This window comes from Chryseobacterium cucumeris, assembly GCF_016775705.1.
GTDB lineage: Bacteria > Bacteroidota > Bacteroidia > Flavobacteriales > Weeksellaceae > Chryseobacterium > Chryseobacterium cupriresistens.
In genome coordinates this window covers 3039781-3060381 of sequence record NZ_CP068760.1, presented here as the reverse complement: position 1 = coordinate 3060381, position 20601 = coordinate 3039781, and the positions used below count along the sequence as shown (strand labels likewise).

Sequence of the window (20601 nt, the reverse complement as noted above, 5' to 3'; positions counted from 1 at the left end):
ACAATGAAACCATTCGGAAGAAATCATATTATCATTTCAGTCATCACTTTTGTGATTCTTTTTTTAATGAATTATATCGGGAATGATTTACCTGACAAATTACAGAGAGCCTTAATGACGGCTTTTGCAGGAGTTGTTGGATTAACTATCGGACTATTTATATTAAATAAGGGCAGAAATGATAAAAATCCGCCCCAAAATTTTGATTAATTAATCTTCGTACACCACATATCTGGTTCTGATCTTTTCGAAACTTTCCAGATCTTTTTTCCATGAAGCTTTAATTTCCGGAATTGATTTTCCTGCGATGATCTGTTTTCTCAATTCATCAGTTCCGGATAAAGTATCAAACCACAGATTTTTCAGGAAGAAATCCTGCTGTGGATTTTTATAATTCTGATAGGCTTTGATTACCCATTCAAGATTCAGTTCTCTTAAATCTTTAGGATAACTGGAAAGGTTTTCACCATAACACAGCTTCCCGTTCAGGAAAGGATCTTTGGCACCATAGCTTGGTTTCGGCGTAAACTGATAGGGCAGGTTTTCCGTCCATGGAGAACCATAAATCTGGAAAGGAAGATCTGTTCCTCTTCCTACAGAAACCTGAGTACCTTCAAAAAAGCAAAGGCTTGGATATAAATTAATCGCTTTATCATTGGGTAAATTAGGAGAAGGTTTATCAAGTATTGGGTAACGCTGTTTTTTATGATAATTCTTCATCGGAACAAGCGTATATTTCGCCTGTACTTGATTTTTAAGCCATTTCTCTCCGTTTACCATCTTTCCATACTCTCCTATTGTCAGTCCATATACTACAGGAACTTCGTGAAGTCCGACAAAACTTGCCCATTTTTTCCTCAATACAGGACCGTCGGTATATCCGTCATGCGGATTGGGACGATCTAAAACCATGATCTCCACATTGTTTTCAGCGCCGGCCTCCATCAGGTAAGACAAAGTGGAAATATACGTGTAAAACCTCACTCCAACATCCTGAATATCAAAAACAACTACATCAATTCCGGAAAGCTGTTCCGGCTTTGGTTTTTTATTATTTCCATATAGTGAAACAATGGGAATTCCGGTCTTCACATCTACTCCGTTCTTCACTTTTGCACCTGCATCTGCATCTCCTCTGAAACCATGTTCAGGAGCGAAAATAGACTTGATTTTAATTCCGTTTTTTACAAGAAAATCAACCAGGTGGGTTTTATCACTCATTAAACCTGTCTGATTGGTTACCACCCCTATTGTTTTATTTTTTAACAGCGGCAAGTAAATTTCAGGCTGGTCGGCACCCGTTTTAAAATCCGGTTGAACTTGAGTCTGAGAATAATATTGGTTGAATACTCCTAAAAAAATTAGGCAAATCAGAAGTAAATTTTTAATTTTGAAATCTAAATTCATAAGCTTGAAATTTCCTTTATATTTCTCTAGAAAAATAGCATTTTCCAAAGATAACAAAAATAACCTTTCAAGGGTTATCATCTTCATTGGCAGGCTTTCCGTAGCATTGGGAATTATTGTTTCCCTCATTACCGTAGCCACCGGTTTTGGTTCAAAAAAAGCTATCAAAGAAAGGCTGGCTGATTTCAGCGGACATATTACCGTAAGATCCACAAGATCCAATTCTTCATACAATACTTCTGTACTGGACAATCAGGGACTGAATATTGCCAAGATAAAAGAACTTCCCGATGTGGAAAGCACTCAAAAATATGTAACAGTTACCGGAATTATGCGTAATGAGCACAATTTCGCAGGCATTATATTTAAAGGAATCGGTAAGGATTTTGATAGTTTAAGATTTAAAAAATTCCTTATAGCCGGAACAACTCCGAAGGTAACAGAAAAAGGATTCAATAGTGATGTAGCGATTTCTCAGAAAGTAGCCAATGACCTTCATCTTAAATTGAATGACAGCATTGTAACCGTATTTTTAAAAGCTGATCAGAAACCGCTTTACCGTAAGTTCAGAGTTATCGGAATTTACAGAACGGATATCAAGCTCATTGACGAGCAATTCGTTATCGGCGGTATCAATCATGCCAGAAAAATTCAGGATATGAAACCTGATGAAATTGGCGGAATCGATATCTTCCTGAAGAATGTGAATGATATCGACAAAGATTTTCCTGACATTGAGAAACTGATCGGGTATAAAAATTATGCTGAGAAAGCGACAGAAAAATTCCCGCAGATTACAGACTGGATCAGTATTTTTGATACCAATATTGCTTTGATCATTATTATTATGCTTATCGTAGTGGTCATCAATATCATTATGGTTTTGCTGATCCTTATTATCGAAAGAACCAATTCTATTGGTCTTCTCAAAACATTAGGCGCAAGCAATTCACAGATAAGAGCTACCTTTATCAATTATACCCTGATTATTATGATTCCAGGGCTTTTGTACGGAAATGCTATCGGATTGGGATTGATTTTAATCCAGAAATTCTTTGGAGTTATCAAGCTGAATCCTGAAAATTATTATGTAAGCACCGTTCCGGTAGATCTTAACCCTATTGCTATTGTCTCCATCTCAGTAGGAATTCTTATTATCTCAGGACTGGCTTTGATTATTCCGAGCTACCTGATCAGTAAGATTTCTCCGGTGAAAGCGATTAAGTACAACTAACCTGATAATTGATAATTGATAATTGATAATTGATAATTGATAATTGAAAGTTATTGATTGTGTATCAGTTGATTTCAGTGTTATCCACAACTTATCCACACGTTATCCACAGCACAGATAATTTTAAAAGCCTTATCTTTGTGCCGCTTATAAAACATTTATGAAATACGCAAAAAATATCCTTGAAACGATAGGTAACACACCGCTGGTAAAGCTTAACAAAGTATTAGGTGAAGATTTTCCGGCATTGGTATTAGCAAAAGTAGAGACCTTCAATCCCGGAAACTCCGTAAAGGACAGAATGGCTCTTAAAATGATAGAGGATGCCGAAAAAGACGGCAGATTAAAACCTGGAGGAACCATTATTGAAGGAACTTCCGGAAATACAGGAATGGGACTGGCTTTGGCAGCCATCATCAAAGGGTACAAATGTATCTTTGTAACCAATTCAAAACAGTCAAAGGAAAAATGTGACATTCTTCGTGCTGTAGGGGCTGAAGTAATTGTTTGCCCTACCGACGTAAAACCTACCGATCCGCGTTCTTATTATTCAGTTTCCAAAAGACTGGCAAAAGAAACGGAAAACGGATGGTATGTCAACCAATATGATAACCTGTCCAACAGAGCTGCTCACTACGAATCTACCGCTCCGGAAATCTGGGAACAGACAGAAGGAAAACTGACTCATTTTGTAGTAGGAGCCGGAACAGGAGGTACAATCACCGGGTGCGGAACATTTTTCAAAGAAAAAAATCCGGACATCAAAGTAATCGGAGTGGATACTTATGGCTCTATTCTGAAAGAATTCCACGAAACAGGTGAGCTTCATTATGATCACGCTTACACTTATATCACAGAAGGAATCGGGGAAGATATCATTCCTGAAAACTATGATATGTCTGTAATTGATCATTTTGAAAAAGTAACGGATAAAGACGGTGCTATCTATGCCAGAAAACTGGCGAAAGAGGAAGGTATTTTCTGTGGATATTCTGCCGGAAGTGCTATTGCATCTTTGATTCAGATGAAAGATCAGTTCACAAAAGATGATGTCATTGTTGTTTTACTTCATGACCATGGCTCAAGATATGTAGGAAAAATCTACAATGACGAGTGGATGAAGGAAATGGGATGGCTGGAAGAAAGCAAATAAACAAATTAGTTAGAATTCAAAAAGACTAATTGGTTAATCATAAAAAACGGAGCAAAATTTTGCTCCGTTTTTGTTTTTATTAATCGGTTTTAACTTTCTCTTTCAATGTATTTTTGAGAAAGCTGTATTCTTTCTCATTCATTGATTTTCTGGGAAACATATAGCTGTATTTTCCTTCCAGAGAAATAAATTCATGAGTGCTGTCGAAATATTCAAAATCCTTCCATTCGCTGGTTTCTTTATCGCCGTCAATATTGACGGTGAAAAAGTTCTTATCCAACCTGATTTCATATACTTTACATCTTTCAAGCACACTTAAATAATGATTCACCTGTTTTTTCCATCTTGAAACTTTATTAACACTTACGGATAAAAAAACAGCACAAAGCAGAAATATAAAGCTTAAAAAGTATAAAATCCCTACACTTTCTTTACTTAAAAGATCTTTGGAAAGAAAAACAATAAAAACAACTACTGCTGCTGCAATGGTGGCAATCGTTTTACTTTTTGTAGTGGGTGAAAAAAGCAGACTTCCCTGATTACCGCTAAAATAAATATCTTCAAAAATCTTCCTGTCCGGCTTTAGTGTAATCACCTTTTCTTCATTCATAATTATAGAGTTTGCTTTAAAAAGCTACAAAACTAAACTAAATATCTTCATATTGATCACTTATGGCAGAAAGTTTATTCATGAGTTCTCTGTTTCTGCGGTTCAGAGCATCCAGTTTTTTCAGCATATTATGAATCACTTCAAGGCCGGGCAGGTTAATTTCGAGATCATAATGCCAGTTGGCAAATTTTTCCAGGTCAGGCAGATCTTCATACATCAGATAATGAATATTGTTTTCAATCTGAATATTCAGCAGCCCGTAATCTACAAGTTCATCAAAAAAAGTAATTTCTATATTATAGATTTTTACGAGTTCTTCCCGTGATATTCTTTCACTCATAGCTTAGGAATTTTTTAGTTGTTCAAAAAGTTCTTTCTGCTTTTCGGTAAGGTTGGTTGGCAGTTTCACTTCATAGGTTACAAAAAGATCTCCGTGTTCTCCTTCTTTTTTATAGACTGGAAAACCTTTTCCTTTAAGTCTTACCGTCATTCCGGTTTGGGTTTCCGGTTTCACTTTAAGGTTTACACTTCCATGGAGCGTATGTACTTTTACTTCTCCGCCCAGAACGGCAGTATACAAATCAATGGTGACTTTGGTTTTCAGATCATCGCCGATTCTTTCAAAATCCGGATCAGCCGGGATATTGAAGGTAATGTATAAATCTCCATTGGGTCCTCCATTTACGCCTGGATTTCCATGTCCTTTTAACTTGATCTGCTGCCCGTCATATACTCCTGCAGGAATCGTGATTCTTACTTTTTTACCATTGATTTCAAAAGTTTGCGGATGAGTAGTTGCGGCGTCCCTTAAATTTAAGTTCAGTTCAGCATGAATATCCTGTCCTTTGAACTTGCCAGAGGCTCTTCCTCTGGAACTTCTGCCAAATCCACCGCCTGCACCGCCAAACATATCCTGGAAGAAATCTGAGAAATCTTCACCTCCACCAAAGTCTGCACCGGAATAACCTCCGTTATAACTTTGTTGTTGATACTGTCTTTGCTGTTGCTGCTGGGCTTTTTCGTATTCTTCGCCGTGCTTCCAGTGTTCTCCGTACTTGTCATATTTTGATCTGTTTTCCGGATTACTCAGCACTTCGTTCGCTTCATTCAGTTCTTTGAATTTCTTTTCTGCTTCTTTGTCTCCGGGGTTGAGATCGGGATGATGTTTTCTTGCCAATTTCCGGTAGGCTTTTTTGATATCATCCTGTGTTGCGTTTTTATCTACGCCTAAAATTTTATAATAATCTATATAAGCCATAGAAATGAGGTTTACTCAAATTTATGAATTTTAGGTCTGAAAATTGTATAACAGAATGTTAAAAATAAACCTATCTTTGATAAAAAGCCATACATGAAAGATGTATTGAAAAACTACTCCGGAATCATATTTTTACTTTTAGGAATTATTGTTGGAAGCATCATAGGAATTGTTGCACCCGGTTTTGTGGAATACATTAAACCTTTGGGAGATATTTTTCTGAATCTTCTTTTTGTGAGTGTGGTTCCTTTGGTATTTTTTGCGGTATCCAATTCTATTGCCTCTCTGGAGCAGCAATCTAAATTTGGAAGAATCATCCTTGTAATGGCTCTTACTTTCTTATTTTTTATTCTCACAGCAGCTGTTTTCACAATTTGCGCGGTCTATCTTTTTCCGGTTTCAGGGGTCTCTGGAAGTTCTGAGATGATAACAGAAGCGGCCAATGAGGATACATGGGGCAACAGAATTGTAAGTTTCTTTACAGTAGGGGAATTCACAGAGCTTTTCTCAAGAAGAAATATGCTGGCTCTTTTGGTATTTGCTTTCCTGACAGGGTTTGCAGCCAGAAAAACAGGAGAAAAAGGACAGCCTTTCAGAGTGTTTATCGCTTCAGGATATGAAGTGATGAAAGAACTTCTTCTGCTGGTGATGAAGCTTGCTCCTATTGGTCTGGGCGCTTATTTTGCTTATCAGGTCGCTACTTTAGGGCCACAACTTTTTGGATTTTATGCTAAACCTTTAGGGTTATATTATATTGCAGGAGTTATTTATTTCCTTGTGTTCTTTTCCATCTATGCGTTTATGGCGAATGGGCAAAATGGAGTCAAAAGTTTCTGGACCAATGCGATCTACCCTACTTTGACCGCCATAAGCACATGCAGCAGTTTTGCAACAATGCCTGCTAATTTACAGGCGGCTTCCAAAATCGGGATTCCGAATTCTATTGCCAATCTGGTGATTCCTATTGGAACGACACTGCATAAAAACGGATCTTCCATGTCATCTATTATCAAGATTTATGTAGCCTTTTTAATTATTGGAAAGGATTTTTTTGATCCTGCCAATCTGCTTTTAGCTTTGGGGATTACTGTTTTTGTGAGTATTGTAGCGGGTGGAATTCCTAACGGCGGGTACATTGGGGAAATGCTGATGATTTCTGTTTATAAACTGCCTCAGGAAGCGATTCCTGCGGTGATGATTATTGGAACGTTGGTAGATCCTTTAGCAACAGTGCTGAATGCTGTGGGAGATATTGTGGCGGCTATGTTTGTCAATCGGTTTGTCAAGGTCTGACTTTTTTGTTAAAGACCCTATTCACTACGTTTTACCGGTTCGAGGTTTTCATATTCTTCCGGGGTAAATAGCCTGTAATGAACCTTAAAAGTTTTTCCCAAAGGAGTTTCCAGAGAGAATCCTCCGGGTCCGAAACCCTCTGTAACATCGAGGGTAAAATGTGAATATTTCCAGTATTCAAACAAATCGCGGTCTATCCAGAACTCATGTCCGTTGATGGTTCCTATCATGGCATCATTCATTCTGGGAAAGAAACCTCCTTTTTCAAAACATTGCGGCTGAGTTCCCTCACAACATCCTCCTGCCTGGTAAAACATCAGGGGGCCGTATTGATCTTCCAGCTTGTCAATTACTTCAAGTGCCTGCTCCGTAGCGGAAAGTCTTGATCTTTTTGTTTCCATTGTTTTTATTTTGATTTAATGTAAACCTTATATTGACAAAAGATCCCGGTAAAATACATTCTAGCCGGGATCAGCAACACATCATCAAATTAATTTGAGCCGGCAATATCTAAAACGATTCTGCCGTCAATCTGTCCTTTTTTCATTTTATCGAATACATCATTGATATCTTCCAGTTTTGCAGGAGTAACGGTGGCTTTTACCAGTCCTTCATTGGCAAAATCCAATGCTTCCTGCAAGTCTTTTCTGGTTCCTACAATAGAACCTCTCACGGTGATCCTTTTCAAAACCGTTTCAAAAATAGGGAGTTCAAAAGAGCCGGGAGGCAGGCCATTCAGAGCAATGGTACCTTTTCTTCTCAGTACATCTATTCCCTGTTTGAAAGCGATAGGTGAAACCGCAGTAATCAATGCACCATGCATTCCGCCGACTTCTTTATGCAAATATTCTCCAGGATCTGTGTTTTTTGCATTGACTACAAGGTCTGCACCTAATTTTTTCGCCAGTTCAAGCTTATCATCTGCTACATCAATAGCAGCAACATGCATTCCCATAGCTTTTGCATATTGAACTGCTACATGTCCCAGTCCACCGATTCCTGAAATGGCTACCCATTCGCCGGGTTTTGTTTCTGTTTCTTTCAATCCTTTGTAAACTGTGACTCCGGCACATAAAATTGGGGCAATTTCCAAAAAGTTAACATCAGATTTCAAATGTCCCACATATCTTGAGTCTGCAATGACGTATTCTGCAAATCCGCCATCTACACTATACCCTCCGTTTTTCTGTGCTTCACAAAGGGTTTCCCATCCTGTAATGCAATAATCGCAGCATCCGCAAGCACTGTACAGCCATGGAACTCCTACCGCATCTCCTTCTTTCACAAAAGCTTCCGGTCCGCAGGCTACCACAATCCCTACTCCTTCGTGTCCGGGGATAAGCGGCATCTTAGGTTTGGCAGGCCAGTCGCCATCCACAGCATGTAAATCTGTATGACAGACTCCACAGGCGATGACTTTAACCAGGACTTCATATCTTCCGGGTTCTCTTACAGGTACTTCTTCTATTTTCAAAGGTTGGCCGTAGCCCTGAACTACTGCCGCTTTCATTGTTTTTGGAATCATATTTTCTTTTTTGGATTGAGTTATTTAAGGTTATCAGTTTTTATCTCTGCTTCTGAACAGGTAAATTTCCCTGCGTGAGGGATAGGAAGGGCGGCGAGGAACGAGCCGGTGCGCAATGCAATGGAGCACCGAAACGAAGTGCAGCCCTGGATAGCCCGACCGTTTTGCCCTGGATAAAGCCAAGGCAATCGGGCACGTCCTAAATAATAATATTAAAAGAAACCTAGCTTATTCTTGTTATAAGAAATCAGCATGTTTTTGGTTTGGCGGTAATGGTCGAGCATCATTTTATGATTCTCTCTTCCTATTCCTGATTGTTTGTAACCTCCGAAAGGAGCTCCTGCCGGATAAGAGTGATATTGGTTTACCCATACTCTACCTGCTTCAATCTGTCTTGGAATATTGTACAGCTGGTGGGCATCTCTGGTCCATACACCTGCTCCCAGTCCGTAGATCGTATCATTGGCAATTTTCACGGCCTCTTCTTCATCTTTGAAAGTGGTAAATGCCAGCACAGGCCCGAAAATTTCTTCCTGGAAAATTCTCATTCTGTTGTTTCCTTTGAAAATGGTAGGCTGAATGTAGTAGCCGTCTTCAAGATCTTCTCCCAGGTGATTGACATCTCCACCCACCAATATTTCTGCTCCTTCATCTATTCCCAACTGGATATAGGAAAGGATTTTATCTTTCTGGATCTGCGAAGCCTGCGCTCCCATCATTACGGTTTTATCCAAAGGATTTCCTACTTTAATAGCTTTTACTCTTTCGATTACTCTTTCAATAAAGGCATCTGCAATTCCTTCCTGAACCAGTAATCTTGAAGGACATGTGCAGATTTCTCCCTGGTTAAGGGCAAAAAGAACAGCTCCTTCTATGGCTTTATCTAAAAATTCATCATCTGCATCCATTACAGAATTGAAGAAAACATTGGGTGATTTTCCTCCCAATTCCAACGTTACCGGAATAATATTTTCTGTAGCGTACTGCATTACCAGACGTCCTGTTGCAGTAGATCCTGTAAATGCTGCTTTGGCAACTTTCGGATTGGTAACGAGCGCCCTTCCAAGTTCTGCTCCAAATCCGTTAACAATATTAATAACTCCTGCCGGTAAAAGATCACCGATCAATTCCATTAAAACCATAATAGAAACAGGTGTACTTTCTGCCGGTTTCAACACGACGCAGTTTCCTGCAGCCAATGCGGGAGCCAGTTTCCATACTGCCATCAGGATCGGGAAATTCCATGGGATGATCTGTGCAATCACTCCAAGAGGTTCATGCACGATGAGGGACACGGTATCTTTGTCCAGTTCGTTATGAGATCCTTCTTCAGCGCGGATCACAGACGCAAAGTATCTGAAATGATCAATAGCTAAAGGTAGATCTGCTGCCAATGTTTCTCTTACAGCTTTTCCGTTATCTATTGTTTCTACTGTAGCAAGGTATTCCAGGTTCTGTTCCATCCTGTCTGCAATTTTGTTCAGGATGATGCTTCTTTCTGTAGAAGAAGTATTTTTCCATGTTTGAAATGCTTTTTCAGCTGCATCTACAGCCAGTTCCAGGTCTTCTTTGGACGAGTGTGCTACCTGGGTGAAATTTTTGCCATCTACCGGGGAAACCACGTCAAAATACTGTCCTTTAACGGGTGGAGTGAATTTCCCGTCAATATAATTATCGTATCTGTTTTTAAACTCCGGGCGCTGTAAAAGCATTGTTGATCTTGGTTCTGTAATAGTGCTCATATTAGTATTGTTTTTATTTTTCGATAACGCCAAATTACACTGAGAAGCCAGAAAGAGTATAGCACAATCGTATAAAAAAAGTGGAAAATAGTGCAAGAGGTTCAATTTTAGTATTTTATTAACAGCAACGTACACTCAAATTTTCTATATTTGAGTTACCTCTTTTTCAAAAAAATTTAGAAATGAATAACAATAGTAAGATTTTATTAAACACTCCTGAATTAAGAAAGGAGAGCCAACTATTGAGTCTTGTTGAAAACCAGACGAAATTCAATCTAAACAATTGTGAGTTCAGCATTTATGAGACTCACCAGGCCGCTTTTGATGTAAAACTTCATTTTGAAAACATTGCATTTACGGCAATGCTGAGGGGCAAAAAACATATGAAACTGGATAATAAGACCAGTTACTTTGATTATTATCCGGGAGAAAGCATTCTGGTAGCCCCGGGAGAAACAATGGTGATTGATTTTCCTGAGGCGGATGAAACTCCTACCCAATGTATTTCTTTAAGCCTTAATCCTGATTTTATTGAGGATTCTCTCAACTATCTGAATTACCATCTTCCTAAAGTAGATGAAACTTCCCAATGGAACATTCAGCTTGATGAGTATTTTCTGTTTAATAATAAAGCACTTGCTTCTGCCACCAACAATATTATGAGAATTGCCATGGATGATAATTCTCAAAAAGATATCATGGCTGATTTTGCATTGAAAGAACTTCTGATAAGGCTGATGCAGACTCAGGCAAGGAGAATGGTGGAAAAGAATATTGTAAAAAATAAATCCAGGATAGGTTTTGCAGTAGATTATATTAAAAGAAACCTGCATCAGAAATTATCGATCGACAGTATTGCCAAGCTGGCTTATGTAAGTAAGTCGAATTTCTTTAAAATGTTCAAAGATGAGTTAGGAACATCTCCCAATGATTTCATTTTGCAGGAAAGAATCAGCAAAGCGAAGGAATTGCTGGCAAGCCGGACCAGCATCAAGGAAACTGCTTTTCAGACGGGATTTTCAGATACGAACTATTTTACAAGAGTATTTAAACAACTGGAAGGAGTGACTCCGAAAAGTTATCAGGATAAAATAATATTTCCTAAATAAAATGGTGAATTTGTAAAAAAAACGAGACTGTCCGCAAAAGTACAGTCCCGTTAATTTTTGATCAGCGAACTACCATAGGTCCTTATTTATAACCTTCATTTTGCTGAATAGAAGAATTAATATTAATTGCTCCCAATGGAATCGGCCATTGCCATTTGTAGCTTGAAGAAGGCAGGTTAAGTGTGGGAGCAGGAGCACCTCCTCCTGTACTTAAGGCGCCCAGAGCAGGTCTCGTCAAACCAAGTCCTAATCTCTTGAGGGTGTACCATCTGTCATCTTCTCCCATGAGTTCCAATCTTCTTTCTTTCTGAATTTCATTCCACAACGCTATCCCTGTAAGGTTTAGTGGGGTATAATCAGAATACCTTGATTTTCTAAGAATATTAAGCAATGCAAGAGCTCGGGCAGGATTAGAGGTATAAGCTGCTTCAGCACCGTTAAGGTAAACTTCTGCCGTTCTGAGGTATTTGTAATTTACAACATTTGGTAAAGATCCTCTGGTATTATATTTTATAACATTTATATAGCTTTGGCCTGAATAGGAACTTACCTGGAAATAGGTACTTTTTCTGATATCTTTAGAGGTATACATATTATAAAAATCTTTATAAACTACAAATTCAGATTTGATAGCACCTCCCACAATCTGATTATATGAAACGCCCACTGTAACCTTTTCTGCATCAGAATTCAGTATTTCAAGCAAAGTTCCGTCCTGATTGGTATTGTTCCAGACTGAAGGGAAATTATCAATTGATCCTACACTTGGCGAAAGAGCAATGGATTCTTCCGCTGTCTGAAGCGCTTTTGTATTATCTCCTCTGTACAGATACACTCTTGAGAGTAAACCGGCTATTGCAGCTTTATTAAGCCTGCCTTTCGTAAATGGTGCAGCTGTGTCATTTGTCTGAGGAATATTGATTCTTGCAAACTCCAGATCTCCTATAATTTTATCATAAACCTGAGTTACGGTCAGATCTCTCGTTACCGGACTATTGGAAGTAGTTGTCATATATGCTATTCCTAAAGAACTGTTGGCATCCGCAGACTGAGTAGGTATTTTGCAATATGCCCTTACAAGATCAAAATGAATAATTCCTCTTAGGGCTCTTGCTTCTGCCTCAACTTTCAAGGCATCTGCAGGGGAAAGGATTCCTTTACCCAGGTTTTCCAAAACAAAATTAGCTCTCGAAATTGCCTGGTATGCTGCGCTATACAGAGCTGTGGTCTGACCGTCGTCGGCACCAAATTCTAAAATCCAGGCTCTGTTATTGGATAATCTGCCTGAAGGGCTCTGAATTAAATTATCAGATGTGATATCTGCCATAATATTCTGGTTTCCACTATCGCCTGAGAAATAACCTGTTTCTTTCATGACATCATAGATTCCGTCTAATGCCAATCTGTAATCCGAGGAGGTTTGAAATGCCTGATCAGACAATGTATTTTTACTTGAATACTGATCCAAATCTCTTTCGCAAGAAGCTGCAGTCAACAGAGAAAGGAATAATCCCGATATAATTAACTTTTTCATTTTTTTTACATTTTAAAATTCTACCTGAATACCGAACATAAACTGTCTGACAGCCGGATAACCGAATTGTGCAAATGAACCTGCCACATAGGTTTGACCAGCCTGCAGCTGACTCTCTCCGGATCCTACTGCTACCTCCGGATCTCCTTTAAAACTGGTCCACGTTAATAAATTCTGAGCCTGCACATATATTCTTAATGAGTTGAGCGGAACTTTATTGCCCAGACTTTTTTTACTGAAAGTATAGCCAATCATCAAGGTCCGGAATCTCAGATAATCTGATTTTTCCAGAAACTGGTCAGATGCTCTCAGTCCTAAAGTTGTCGGCTTCGGCAGAACATCGGTATCTCCGGGATTTTTCCAGTAATTAAATGCATCTACACTCATATTATTTTTTCTGTTGGAAGGATTCTGCAACATTTGTGACTGATAATTATAGGTATATGCACCTGTTTTGAAAGAAAAGTCTGCGGAAAGGTCAAATCCATAAGCTTCAAGGCTTAGCCCGAATCCACCAAAAAATTTTGGCAGCGGGCTTTTATCTGTGATATCTTTTTTATCCAAAGTGGCATTGTAAACATCTGTGGCTGTTCTTCCATTCACTGAATAAAAATTTTCTCCTTTATCCGGGGTAGTTCTGTCTGTATAGTATAGTGCTTTTCCATCAGCAGAATTCACTCCGGCATATTCTACCAGCCTGTAGAAATAAGGTGTTTCTCCTACCATTAAAGAAGTTTCACCTAAATTTCTCCGTGTATTTATGCCATCAAGAGAAATTATTTTAGCTCTTTGCCAGGAAGCGTTGCCTCGTAATGAGAGTTTTATATTCTCCTTTTTGATGACATCAAAGGTAAATTCTGTCTCAATTCCTTCAGTACGCATATTACCAAGGTTTTGGTATATAGAATAATTTCCCGATTCATAAGGCATAGGCAGGAGCTGGATAAAATCTTTACGGTCTGAACGGTATACTTCTGCAGCACCTCTGAATCTGCTTTTCAGAAATGCAAAATCAATTCCTAAATTGGTTGTTCTGTTGGTTTCCCATTTAATATCAGGATTTCCTATAACATCTGTAGGAATCATTGTTCCTCCTGTTCCGTAATCTCCATAAGCAACATATCCTATATTGGCATAATTGGGTATATTTCTGTCATTACCGGTTATCCCATAAGATGCCCTTAGCTTAAGATCATTAAAAAAGTTTTGGCTGAGAAAATCTTCCTTGCCGATATTCCATGCTACACTGCTGCTCCAGAAAATCCCTGATTTGTTATTGGCACCGAATTTCGAGCTTTTGTCCTGACGAATAGAAGCTGTGACTAAGTATTTTTTCTGATAATTATATTCAAAAAGGCCTAATAATGAGAACAGGGTACTTCTTATCTTATTTCCTGTAAAGGTATTTTTATCTGACGGAGTTGTATTAGAAGGTACATCAGAATTGGGATTTTTATAGTTGGTACCACTTGCTGTAATATCTTCTGTAAATTCATTGCTAAACTCTACAATACCTGTTGCACCCACATAGTGATCGTTCAATTGTTTCCTGAAATCCAACCGGTTTCCATAAATATAATTGAATGTGTAGAATGTTGATTTGGTCAGTTTGCCTAATCCGTTGGCTCCGTTGGTCGTAATATCTAACTGTGAACCTTTTTTAACATTTGTAGTATTTACCAGATTGTCATATAAAGAATTAAAGTACATTCTGTAGGACAATCCGTCATTGAATTTATACTCCCCAAATATATTTCCGGATACCCTTAATCGTTGTTCAATATCGGGCACATTTCTTAATGATTCAACCACATTTGATCCTGCTCTCAGTTTTATATTGTAGGATCCGTCAGAATTATATACCGGCTCAAACGGATTGTACCTGTACATTGCACCAAACGGGCTTTGGGTATTATTTCTGTCGCGAATATTCTGAGTATTCTGGTAGGCAGCCCCCAGGTCTAATCCTACTTTTAGTCTGTCACTTAGGTTATTTTCAAAATTAAACCTTCCTGTATATCTGTCAAGACCATTTATATCACGTACAATACCATCATCTTTATCATATCCGAGAGAGTAGTAGAATTTATTTTTAGCACCTCCACCTCTTGCAGAAAGCAGATAACTCTGAAGAAAAGAAGTTCTTAAAATATCTTTTTGCCAGTTATGGTCTAGCTTCAGAAGAGCTTCTTCATCCGCAGGGGTATAAACCGGCAGCCCACCAAGCCCGAGTGCATTCATTTCTCTTTCATATTGCAGTTTTTGGGCAGAATTCATCATTTCGAAATTAAGTTCTTTATCAGAAATTTTTTCTGAAAATCCGAGCCTGCTTTCAAATGAATACTGGGTTCTGCCACTTCTACCCTTTTTTGTAGTGACAACAATCACTCCATTTGCTCCTCTTGAGCCATACTGGGCAGTTGCTGCAGCATCTTTAAGCACTACCATGCTTTCAATATCATTTCCATTAACTGCGCTGAATTGTCTGGCTGTCATATATATACCATCCACGACATATAAAGGTTCTGAACTTCCGCTAAAACCTGCTATACCTCGAATATTAATTTCAGCAGCAGCTCCCGGTTGTCCGTTTTTAGCCTGTACAAATACTCCAGAAGCACGCCCCTGCAGCATATTACCTATAGAAGTTGCGGGAGTTTGGGTTTTTAACTCGTCAGCCGTAATAACAGACTGAGCCTGGGCAATTTCATCTTTGGTCTTTTTTTGATACCCTGTTACAATAACTCCTTCGATTTCTTTCCGGATGGTATCATTTTTCGTTTTCTGTGCATACACCGTATGTCCCGAAAAGAACAAAACACCTACACTTAATGCATAAAGTTTAACATTCATATTTAACACATTTTAATATCCATAGACAAATATGTTAATAAATGCAAGCAGAAACAAACATTAAACAACTGATAAACAACAATTTAAAGTGCAATAATTTCGTTAAAAAAGCAATTTTAAAAAATCAAACAAGAAGTGATTTGAAAAAAAGTAAAAAAAATCCCGGACAACATAATATTAACACAATATTAAGAAGTTTTAAAAATTTCGTAAGGTCAGCTTTAATGCAAACAATTAACTAAAAAAATCAGTTTAAAAATGAATTGTAATAAATAAAATACTGTTTTCACCCAGGTAAAATCCATATAAAATAGTAATAAAATTATCCTTATATCACAAATACGACTCATAATTTAAAGCCAATATCATCATTTCATTGCATTCGCTTTTCAACTTTTAATTCCTGATCTTCCACAACATAAGCGAACTAACTGTCAACTTATTTCAGGACAGGACAAAAAATAAAAGCATTCCATATAATGAAATGCCTTTACTTTTAATATTAAAATATATTATTTTCGAGTATACAATTTTACTCCCATAAGAATAGGATCCCTCAAAATTAAATATGATTAATACTGATCATTCTGCTTAATATTCGGGTTTGCCTGAATAGCAGAAATAGGAATTGGCCACTGCCACTTGTAGCTTCCAGCTTCAAGAGTCTGTGCAACTGCAGGGGTACCGGTACCATCAAAAAGATCTCCTTTACCTGATCTCTGAACGGCAAGGTTTAATCTCTTCAATGTATACCATCTGTCATTTTCAAATGCAAGCTCCAGTCTTCTTTCTTTCAGGATAGCATCTAAAAGAGCCTGTCCTGTTTCTGTACCAGGTGTAAATGATGAATATCTTTCAGCTCTTAATTTATTTAATAGAACCAAAGCCTGTGCACCATTACCTGTTCTGTAATATGCTTCAGCTACATTCAATAATACTTCAGCAGATCTAAGATATTTAACCGGTACAATATTAGAAGGACCACCATTACCAGAATATTTTGTAACGTGGTTGTATTTTTGTCCGCTATATGTACCCACAGTAAAGTAAGCTCCTTTTCTAACATCATTTGATGTATAAGCTGTATATAAATCGTAATCTACAACAAATTCTGATCTTAAAGCCGGAACTGACTGGTTGTATGCAACTCCTACCGTATTTTGCTCGGCTGCAGAGTTCGATATCTGGAATAATACTCCATCAGTAATTCTGGATATACCTTCGTTTTCTTTCCAGATTCTTGTAAAGTTATCCAATGTTGTGATACTTGGAGAAAGGTTTAATGCTAATTCACCATATTTGATAGTATTAACATAGTCTCCTCTATAAAGATCAATTCTGGACAATAATCCGTATATAGCTGCTTTGCTCAATCTTCCTTTATCAGCATCATTCTGAGTTATATTATCAGCAGCAAATAATAGATCTGCTGTAATTTTATCATATACCTGATCAACAGTAAGATTTCGGGATGATGTATTACTTAAAGGAGAATATGTTTCAGAATAATAAATTCCGATCGTATTTTTAGCTCCTGCAGATTGAGTTGGGATTTGGGAATACGCTCTCACAATATCAAAATGAGCTATTGCTCTTAATGCTCTTGCTTCAGCTTCCAAATTTGTTTTCTGTGTTCCGGATAATACTCCGTTATTGATATATTTCAAAACAAAATTAGCTCTGCTGATTACAAGATAAGCTGCACTAAACAAACCTGTTGTCTGTGAATTATCGGATGAGAATTCGAAGTTTGACGCCGCAAAATTGGTATTTCTTCCTGTAGTTGTACGAACCAGGTTATCAGTGGTAAGATCACCCATGATAAGTTGGTTTCCTGTATCACTCGTATAATACCCAGCTCCTTTAAGCGCTGTATAGGCACCGTCCATGGCCTGTCTGAAGGTCTCAGGTCTCGTCATTGCCTGCTCCTGATCTTCATTGATTGATGAGATTTGATCTAAATTTCTGTCACAAGACGTTAACGATACAAAGGCAGTTAACGCAGCTAAACTTATTTTTATTATATTCTTTTTCATAAAGCTATTCAATATTAAAATTCTAATTGCAATCCTACCAGGATTGTTCTGACAGCAGGATAAGTATAAAGGTTAAATGATCCGGGAACAAATAATGATGATGAGTCAGCGGATCCTACAGAAACTTCAGGTTCTCCGTGGAATTTAGTTACCGTAAATAAATTTTGCCCCTGTACATATGCTCTTAGCTTATTAATTGGCGATCCTTCTCCAAGGAATGCTTTATCAAATGTATATCCTAATGTAAGTGATCTTAATCTCAGGTAATCTGATTTTTCAATCCACTGATCAGAATCACGCATACCATTTGAGTCAACTTTCTGGAATACTCCTGTGTCTCCAGGATTTTGCCAAACCTGAGCAGCAGCCTGTGCCATATTTCTACCTGCAACAGCCAAAGTTGGATTAACAGCGGCAAAATACATGTTGTTATAAGTATATCCGCCCAGCTTAAATGCAAAATCTGCACTGAAATCAAGTCCTTTGTACTGAACTGTAGTTCCGAATCCACCAAAACTTTTTGGGAATGGAGACTTATCAGTGAGAGGAACAGCATTTGAAGCACTGTAAACATCCGTAACGTTTCCAGCTTTATCATAATATAATGCTTTTCCGTTACTTGGATCTACTCCTGCAAACCTAACATTATAGAATACATATGGAGTTTCACCTACTTTAAGATAAGTATATCCTAAATTTCTTTCTGTCTGGTCACCTGCTAGCCTGTCAAGAACAGACTTCTGGAAAGAGATGTTAGCATGTAGATTCCATTGGAAATCTTTTTGTTTGATCACATCTACACTAAGTTCAACTTCAAGTCCTTTCTGAGACATGTCTCCTGCATTGATATACTGGTAGTATCCACCTTCCTGTTTATCCAAAGGTACAAGCTGTACGAAATCTTTTCTCTTGTTCTGATATACTTCTACGGATCCGCGAATTCTTCTGTTCCACATCGTAAAATCAACTCCTAAGTTGGTAATCGCATTAGACTCCCATTTAAGATTGCTGTTACCAATAATATAATCACCTTTTGAAACTGTTCCCGGATAAGAAGTACCGTTAGCACCATATAAACCGTAGCTGATATTATTGACATTATAATAATCAGGTAAAGTACCATCATTACCTGTAGTACCGTAAGATCCTCTAAGCTTTAAATCATTAATAAACCCACCTTTCATGAAGTCTTCCTTCGCGATATTCCAGGCTGCACTTGCAGACCAGAAAATACCACTTTGGTTATTGGCACCAAATCTTGAAGAAGCATCTCTTCTCAACGATCCTGTTACCAAATATCTACCTTCATAGTCATAGTTTAACATCCCCGCTAAACTGAATAAAGTATTTCTTACTTTAACTCCAGTAAATGTATTTCTATCTGAAGGTGTAGTAATAGATGGAACATTGATTACCGGAGATTTCAATCCGTAAGCCCCTCCATTCATCGTTTCGTTGTAGTTATCGTTATATTCGATAAATCCTAAGAAATCGAAGTTGTGGCTTCCGTATGACTTTTTATAGTTAATGGAGTTGTTCCAGGTATAGTTAAATGTGTAGAATGAATTTTTGTTCAATGACCCTGTAGGAATTTTGTTGTTTAACGTTAAATCAAGGTTTGAGCCTTTCTTCAACCACTGAGTTCCCATGTACCAATCGAAAAGTCCGTTAAAGTTTGTTTTAAACTTCAGACCATCGATAATTTTATATTCTGCGAATAAAGTAACCGGGATTCTTAACCTCTGATCATCCAGTCTGTAATTACGGATCTGCTCAACAACGTTAGAACCCGCTCTCATTGTTTGATTATAGCTACCATCAGCATTATAAACCGGTTCATATGGAGCATATTTATACATGGCTCCGAATGGGTTCTGCGTATTGTTTCTGTCCATAAAATTCTGAGTTTCCTGATACTGAACCCCCAGGTTAATCCCTACGTTCAGTTTTTCACTCAGTTTATTGGTAAATCCAAAGTTACCTGTATATCTCTTAAGTCCGTCGATATCTCTGATAATCCCGTTATCAGAATCATATCCTAAAGAGTAATAGAAAGTACTCTCTCTGGAACCACCCTGGGCACTGAATAAGTAAGACTGGATGCTTGAAGGCTTCAACAGATCTTTTTGCCAGTTATGATCATAAGCAGCCAATCTATCCATTTCTTCCTGAGATCTTGGTTTAAATCCAAGGTATCCCAATTGATTCTGGAAATCCATCAACTCTCTTGAATTCATCATGGTGTAGTTATTATCCTTAAGCCTTTCACTAAAACCAAATTTAGTCTCAAATGAGTAATGAGTTTTCCCAGCTTTTCCGGCTTTAGTAGTTACTACTACTACCCCGTTTGCTCCCCTCGCACCATACTGTGCTGTAGCAGCGGCATCTTTAAGAATTGAAATAGACTCTACGTCTGCAGGGTTGATTGCACTGAACTGTCTTGCAGTCATATACATCCCGTTTACTACATAAGTAGGCTCTGAAGAACCACCAACACCGGCAATCCCTCTTACCTGGATGGTAGCAGCAGCACCTGGCTGCCCGGTAGTACTTTGTACAAATACCCCTGAAGCTCTACCCTGTAAAGAGTTACCGATAGATGTTGTAGGAGAGTTTCTTCTGATTTCATCACCACCAACAACAGCCTGAGCCTGGGTAATTTCATCTGCTTTTTTCTTCTGGTATCCAGTAACGATTACTTCATCGATCTTATTCTCCTTCAGAACAGAATCATTCTTAGATTTTTGCGCAAAAGCAGCTTGTCCCAAAAAAAACAAAGCTCCTGCACTTAATACATGTAACTTCACATTCATATTAACAGATTTTAATATATTCAAGCGACAAATA

16 protein-coding genes are annotated in these 20601 nt (G+C 38.1%); 5 read left to right on the top strand and 11 right to left on the bottom strand.

Annotated elements, in window-relative coordinates; genetic code table 11:
- The first annotated feature begins 3 nt into the window (after window positions 1-3).
- The gene (locus JNG87_RS13730; protein WP_089690129.1) at window positions 4-210 is read left to right on the top strand and encodes a hypothetical protein; all 207 of its coding nucleotides are present in this window, start codon (window positions 4-6) and stop codon (window positions 208-210) included.
- Here JNG87_RS13730 and JNG87_RS13725 read toward each other — a convergent pair whose 3' ends face one another.
- The gene (locus JNG87_RS13725; RefSeq protein ID WP_202838905.1) at window positions 211-1407 is read right to left on the bottom strand and encodes an exo-beta-N-acetylmuramidase NamZ domain-containing protein; all 1197 of its coding nucleotides are present in this window, start codon (window positions 1405-1407) and stop codon (window positions 211-213) included.
- Between the two features lie 4 nt (window positions 1408-1411).
- Here JNG87_RS13725 and JNG87_RS13720 point away from each other — a divergent pair, with 4 nt between their 5' ends.
- Window positions 1412-2641 carry an ABC transporter permease gene (locus JNG87_RS13720; protein WP_110010172.1) on the top strand — a complete coding sequence of 410 codons (1230 nt, stop codon included), beginning with the start codon at window positions 1412-1414 and terminating at the stop codon, window positions 2639-2641.
- A gap of 160 nt (window positions 2642-2801) precedes the next feature.
- Window positions 2802-3794 (top strand): PLP-dependent cysteine synthase family protein, encoded by a 993-nt coding sequence (locus JNG87_RS13715; RefSeq protein WP_202838904.1) that lies wholly within the window; start codon window positions 2802-2804, stop codon window positions 3792-3794.
- Window positions 3795-3873: 79 nt separating this feature from the next.
- On the opposite strand, the gene JNG87_RS13710 is transcribed toward JNG87_RS13715, so the two are convergent.
- The 3 genes from JNG87_RS13710 to JNG87_RS13700 are packed head-to-tail and all read right to left on the bottom strand — an operon-like array spanning window position 3874 to window position 5662.
- Complete coding sequence (locus tag JNG87_RS13710) at window positions 3874-4404, bottom strand: hypothetical protein (protein ID WP_202838903.1); 531 nt, start codon at window positions 4402-4404, stop codon at window positions 3874-3876.
- A gap of 37 nt (window positions 4405-4441) precedes the next feature.
- Window positions 4442-4744: a chaperone modulator CbpM gene (locus JNG87_RS13705; protein ID WP_079242769.1), complete on the bottom strand. Its 303-nt coding sequence runs from the start codon at window positions 4742-4744 to the stop codon at window positions 4442-4444.
- A gap of 3 nt (window positions 4745-4747) precedes the next feature.
- Complete coding sequence (locus JNG87_RS13700) at window positions 4748-5662, bottom strand: DnaJ C-terminal domain-containing protein (RefSeq protein WP_110010175.1); 915 nt, start codon at window positions 5660-5662, stop codon at window positions 4748-4750.
- A gap of 93 nt (window positions 5663-5755) precedes the next feature.
- Here JNG87_RS13700 and JNG87_RS13695 point away from each other — a divergent pair, with 93 nt between their 5' ends.
- On the top strand, window positions 5756-6955 hold the full coding sequence (locus tag JNG87_RS13695) for a dicarboxylate/amino acid:cation symporter (protein WP_202838902.1): 1200 nt from the start codon (window positions 5756-5758) through the stop codon (window positions 6953-6955).
- A gap of 17 nt (window positions 6956-6972) precedes the next feature.
- Here JNG87_RS13695 and JNG87_RS13690 read toward each other — a convergent pair whose 3' ends face one another.
- The 3 genes from JNG87_RS13690 to JNG87_RS13680 form a co-directional block, all read right to left on the bottom strand.
- Entirely contained in the window at window positions 6973-7356 is a 384-nt protein-coding gene (locus JNG87_RS13690) for a DUF779 domain-containing protein (protein ID WP_202838901.1), read from the bottom strand.
- 89 nt (window positions 7357-7445) lie between these two features.
- Entirely contained in the window at window positions 7446-8480 is a 1035-nt protein-coding gene (gene adhP, locus JNG87_RS13685) for an alcohol dehydrogenase AdhP (protein WP_110010178.1), read from the bottom strand.
- 212 nt (window positions 8481-8692) lie between these two features.
- Window positions 8693-10222: an aldehyde dehydrogenase family protein gene (locus JNG87_RS13680; RefSeq protein ID WP_202838900.1), complete on the bottom strand. Its 1530-nt coding sequence runs from the start codon at window positions 10220-10222 to the stop codon at window positions 8693-8695.
- Between the two features lie 182 nt (window positions 10223-10404).
- On the opposite strand from JNG87_RS13680, the gene JNG87_RS13675 reads away from it, so the two are divergent.
- Window positions 10405-11331 carry a helix-turn-helix domain-containing protein gene (locus JNG87_RS13675; RefSeq protein ID WP_202838899.1) on the top strand — a complete coding sequence of 309 codons (927 nt, stop codon included), beginning with the start codon at window positions 10405-10407 and terminating at the stop codon, window positions 11329-11331.
- Window positions 11332-11413: 82 nt separating this feature from the next.
- Here the strand turns inward: JNG87_RS13675 and JNG87_RS13670 are convergent, their stop codons facing one another.
- The 4 genes from JNG87_RS13670 to JNG87_RS13655 form a co-directional block, all read right to left on the bottom strand.
- A complete protein-coding gene (locus JNG87_RS13670) occupies window positions 11414-12865 on the bottom strand; it encodes a RagB/SusD family nutrient uptake outer membrane protein (RefSeq protein ID WP_202838898.1) in 1452 nt (483 codons plus the stop codon).
- A gap of 12 nt (window positions 12866-12877) precedes the next feature.
- Entirely contained in the window at window positions 12878-15718 is a 2841-nt protein-coding gene (locus JNG87_RS13665; RefSeq protein ID WP_202838897.1) for a SusC/RagA family TonB-linked outer membrane protein, read from the bottom strand.
- Window positions 15719-16290: 572 nt separating this feature from the next.
- A complete protein-coding gene (locus tag JNG87_RS13660; RefSeq protein WP_202838896.1) occupies window positions 16291-17754 on the bottom strand; it encodes a RagB/SusD family nutrient uptake outer membrane protein in 1464 nt (487 codons plus the stop codon).
- 14 nt (window positions 17755-17768) lie between these two features.
- Window positions 17769-20567, bottom strand: a complete 2799-nt coding sequence (locus tag JNG87_RS13655; RefSeq protein ID WP_202838895.1) for a SusC/RagA family TonB-linked outer membrane protein — start codon at window positions 20565-20567, stop codon at window positions 17769-17771.
- Window positions 20568-20601: the final 34 nt, after the last annotated feature.

Bases quoted from the DNA above. Each gene is read 5' to 3' on its own strand.
- JNG87_RS13730 (WP_089690129.1), top strand. From the start codon at position 4: ATGAAACCATTCGGAAGAAATCATATTATCATTTCAGTCATCACTTTT.
- JNG87_RS13725 (WP_202838905.1), bottom strand. From the start codon at position 1,407: ATGAATTTAGATTTCAAAATTAAAAATTTACTTCTGATTTGCCTAATT.
- JNG87_RS13715 (WP_202838904.1), top strand. From the start codon at position 2,802: ATGAAATACGCAAAAAATATCCTTGAAACGATAGGTAACACACCGCTG.
- JNG87_RS13710 (WP_202838903.1), bottom strand. From the start codon at position 4,404: ATGAATGAAGAAAAGGTGATTACACTAAAGCCGGACAGGAAGATTTTT.
- JNG87_RS13705 (WP_079242769.1), bottom strand. From the start codon at position 4,744: ATGAGTGAAAGAATATCACGGGAAGAACTCGTAAAAATCTATAATATA.
- JNG87_RS13700 (WP_110010175.1), bottom strand. From the start codon at position 5,662: ATGGCTTATATAGATTATTATAAAATTTTAGGCGTAGATAAAAACGCA.
- JNG87_RS13695 (WP_202838902.1), top strand. From the start codon at position 5,756: ATGAAAGATGTATTGAAAAACTACTCCGGAATCATATTTTTACTTTTA.
- JNG87_RS13690 (WP_202838901.1), bottom strand. From the start codon at position 7,356: ATGGAAACAAAAAGATCAAGACTTTCCGCTACGGAGCAGGCACTTGAA.
- adhP (WP_110010178.1), bottom strand. From the start codon at position 8,480: ATGATTCCAAAAACAATGAAAGCGGCAGTAGTTCAGGGCTACGGCCAA.
- JNG87_RS13680 (WP_202838900.1), bottom strand. From the start codon at position 10,222: ATGAGCACTATTACAGAACCAAGATCAACAATGCTTTTACAGCGCCCG.
- JNG87_RS13675 (WP_202838899.1), top strand. From the start codon at position 10,405: ATGAATAACAATAGTAAGATTTTATTAAACACTCCTGAATTAAGAAAG.
- JNG87_RS13670 (WP_202838898.1), bottom strand. From the start codon at position 12,865: ATGAAAAAGTTAATTATATCGGGATTATTCCTTTCTCTGTTGACTGCA.
- JNG87_RS13665 (WP_202838897.1), bottom strand. From the start codon at position 15,718: ATGAATGTTAAACTTTATGCATTAAGTGTAGGTGTTTTGTTCTTTTCG.
- JNG87_RS13660 (WP_202838896.1), bottom strand. From the start codon at position 17,754: ATGAAAAAGAATATAATAAAAATAAGTTTAGCTGCGTTAACTGCCTTT.
- JNG87_RS13655 (WP_202838895.1), bottom strand. From the start codon at position 20,567: ATGAATGTGAAGTTACATGTATTAAGTGCAGGAGCTTTGTTTTTTTTG.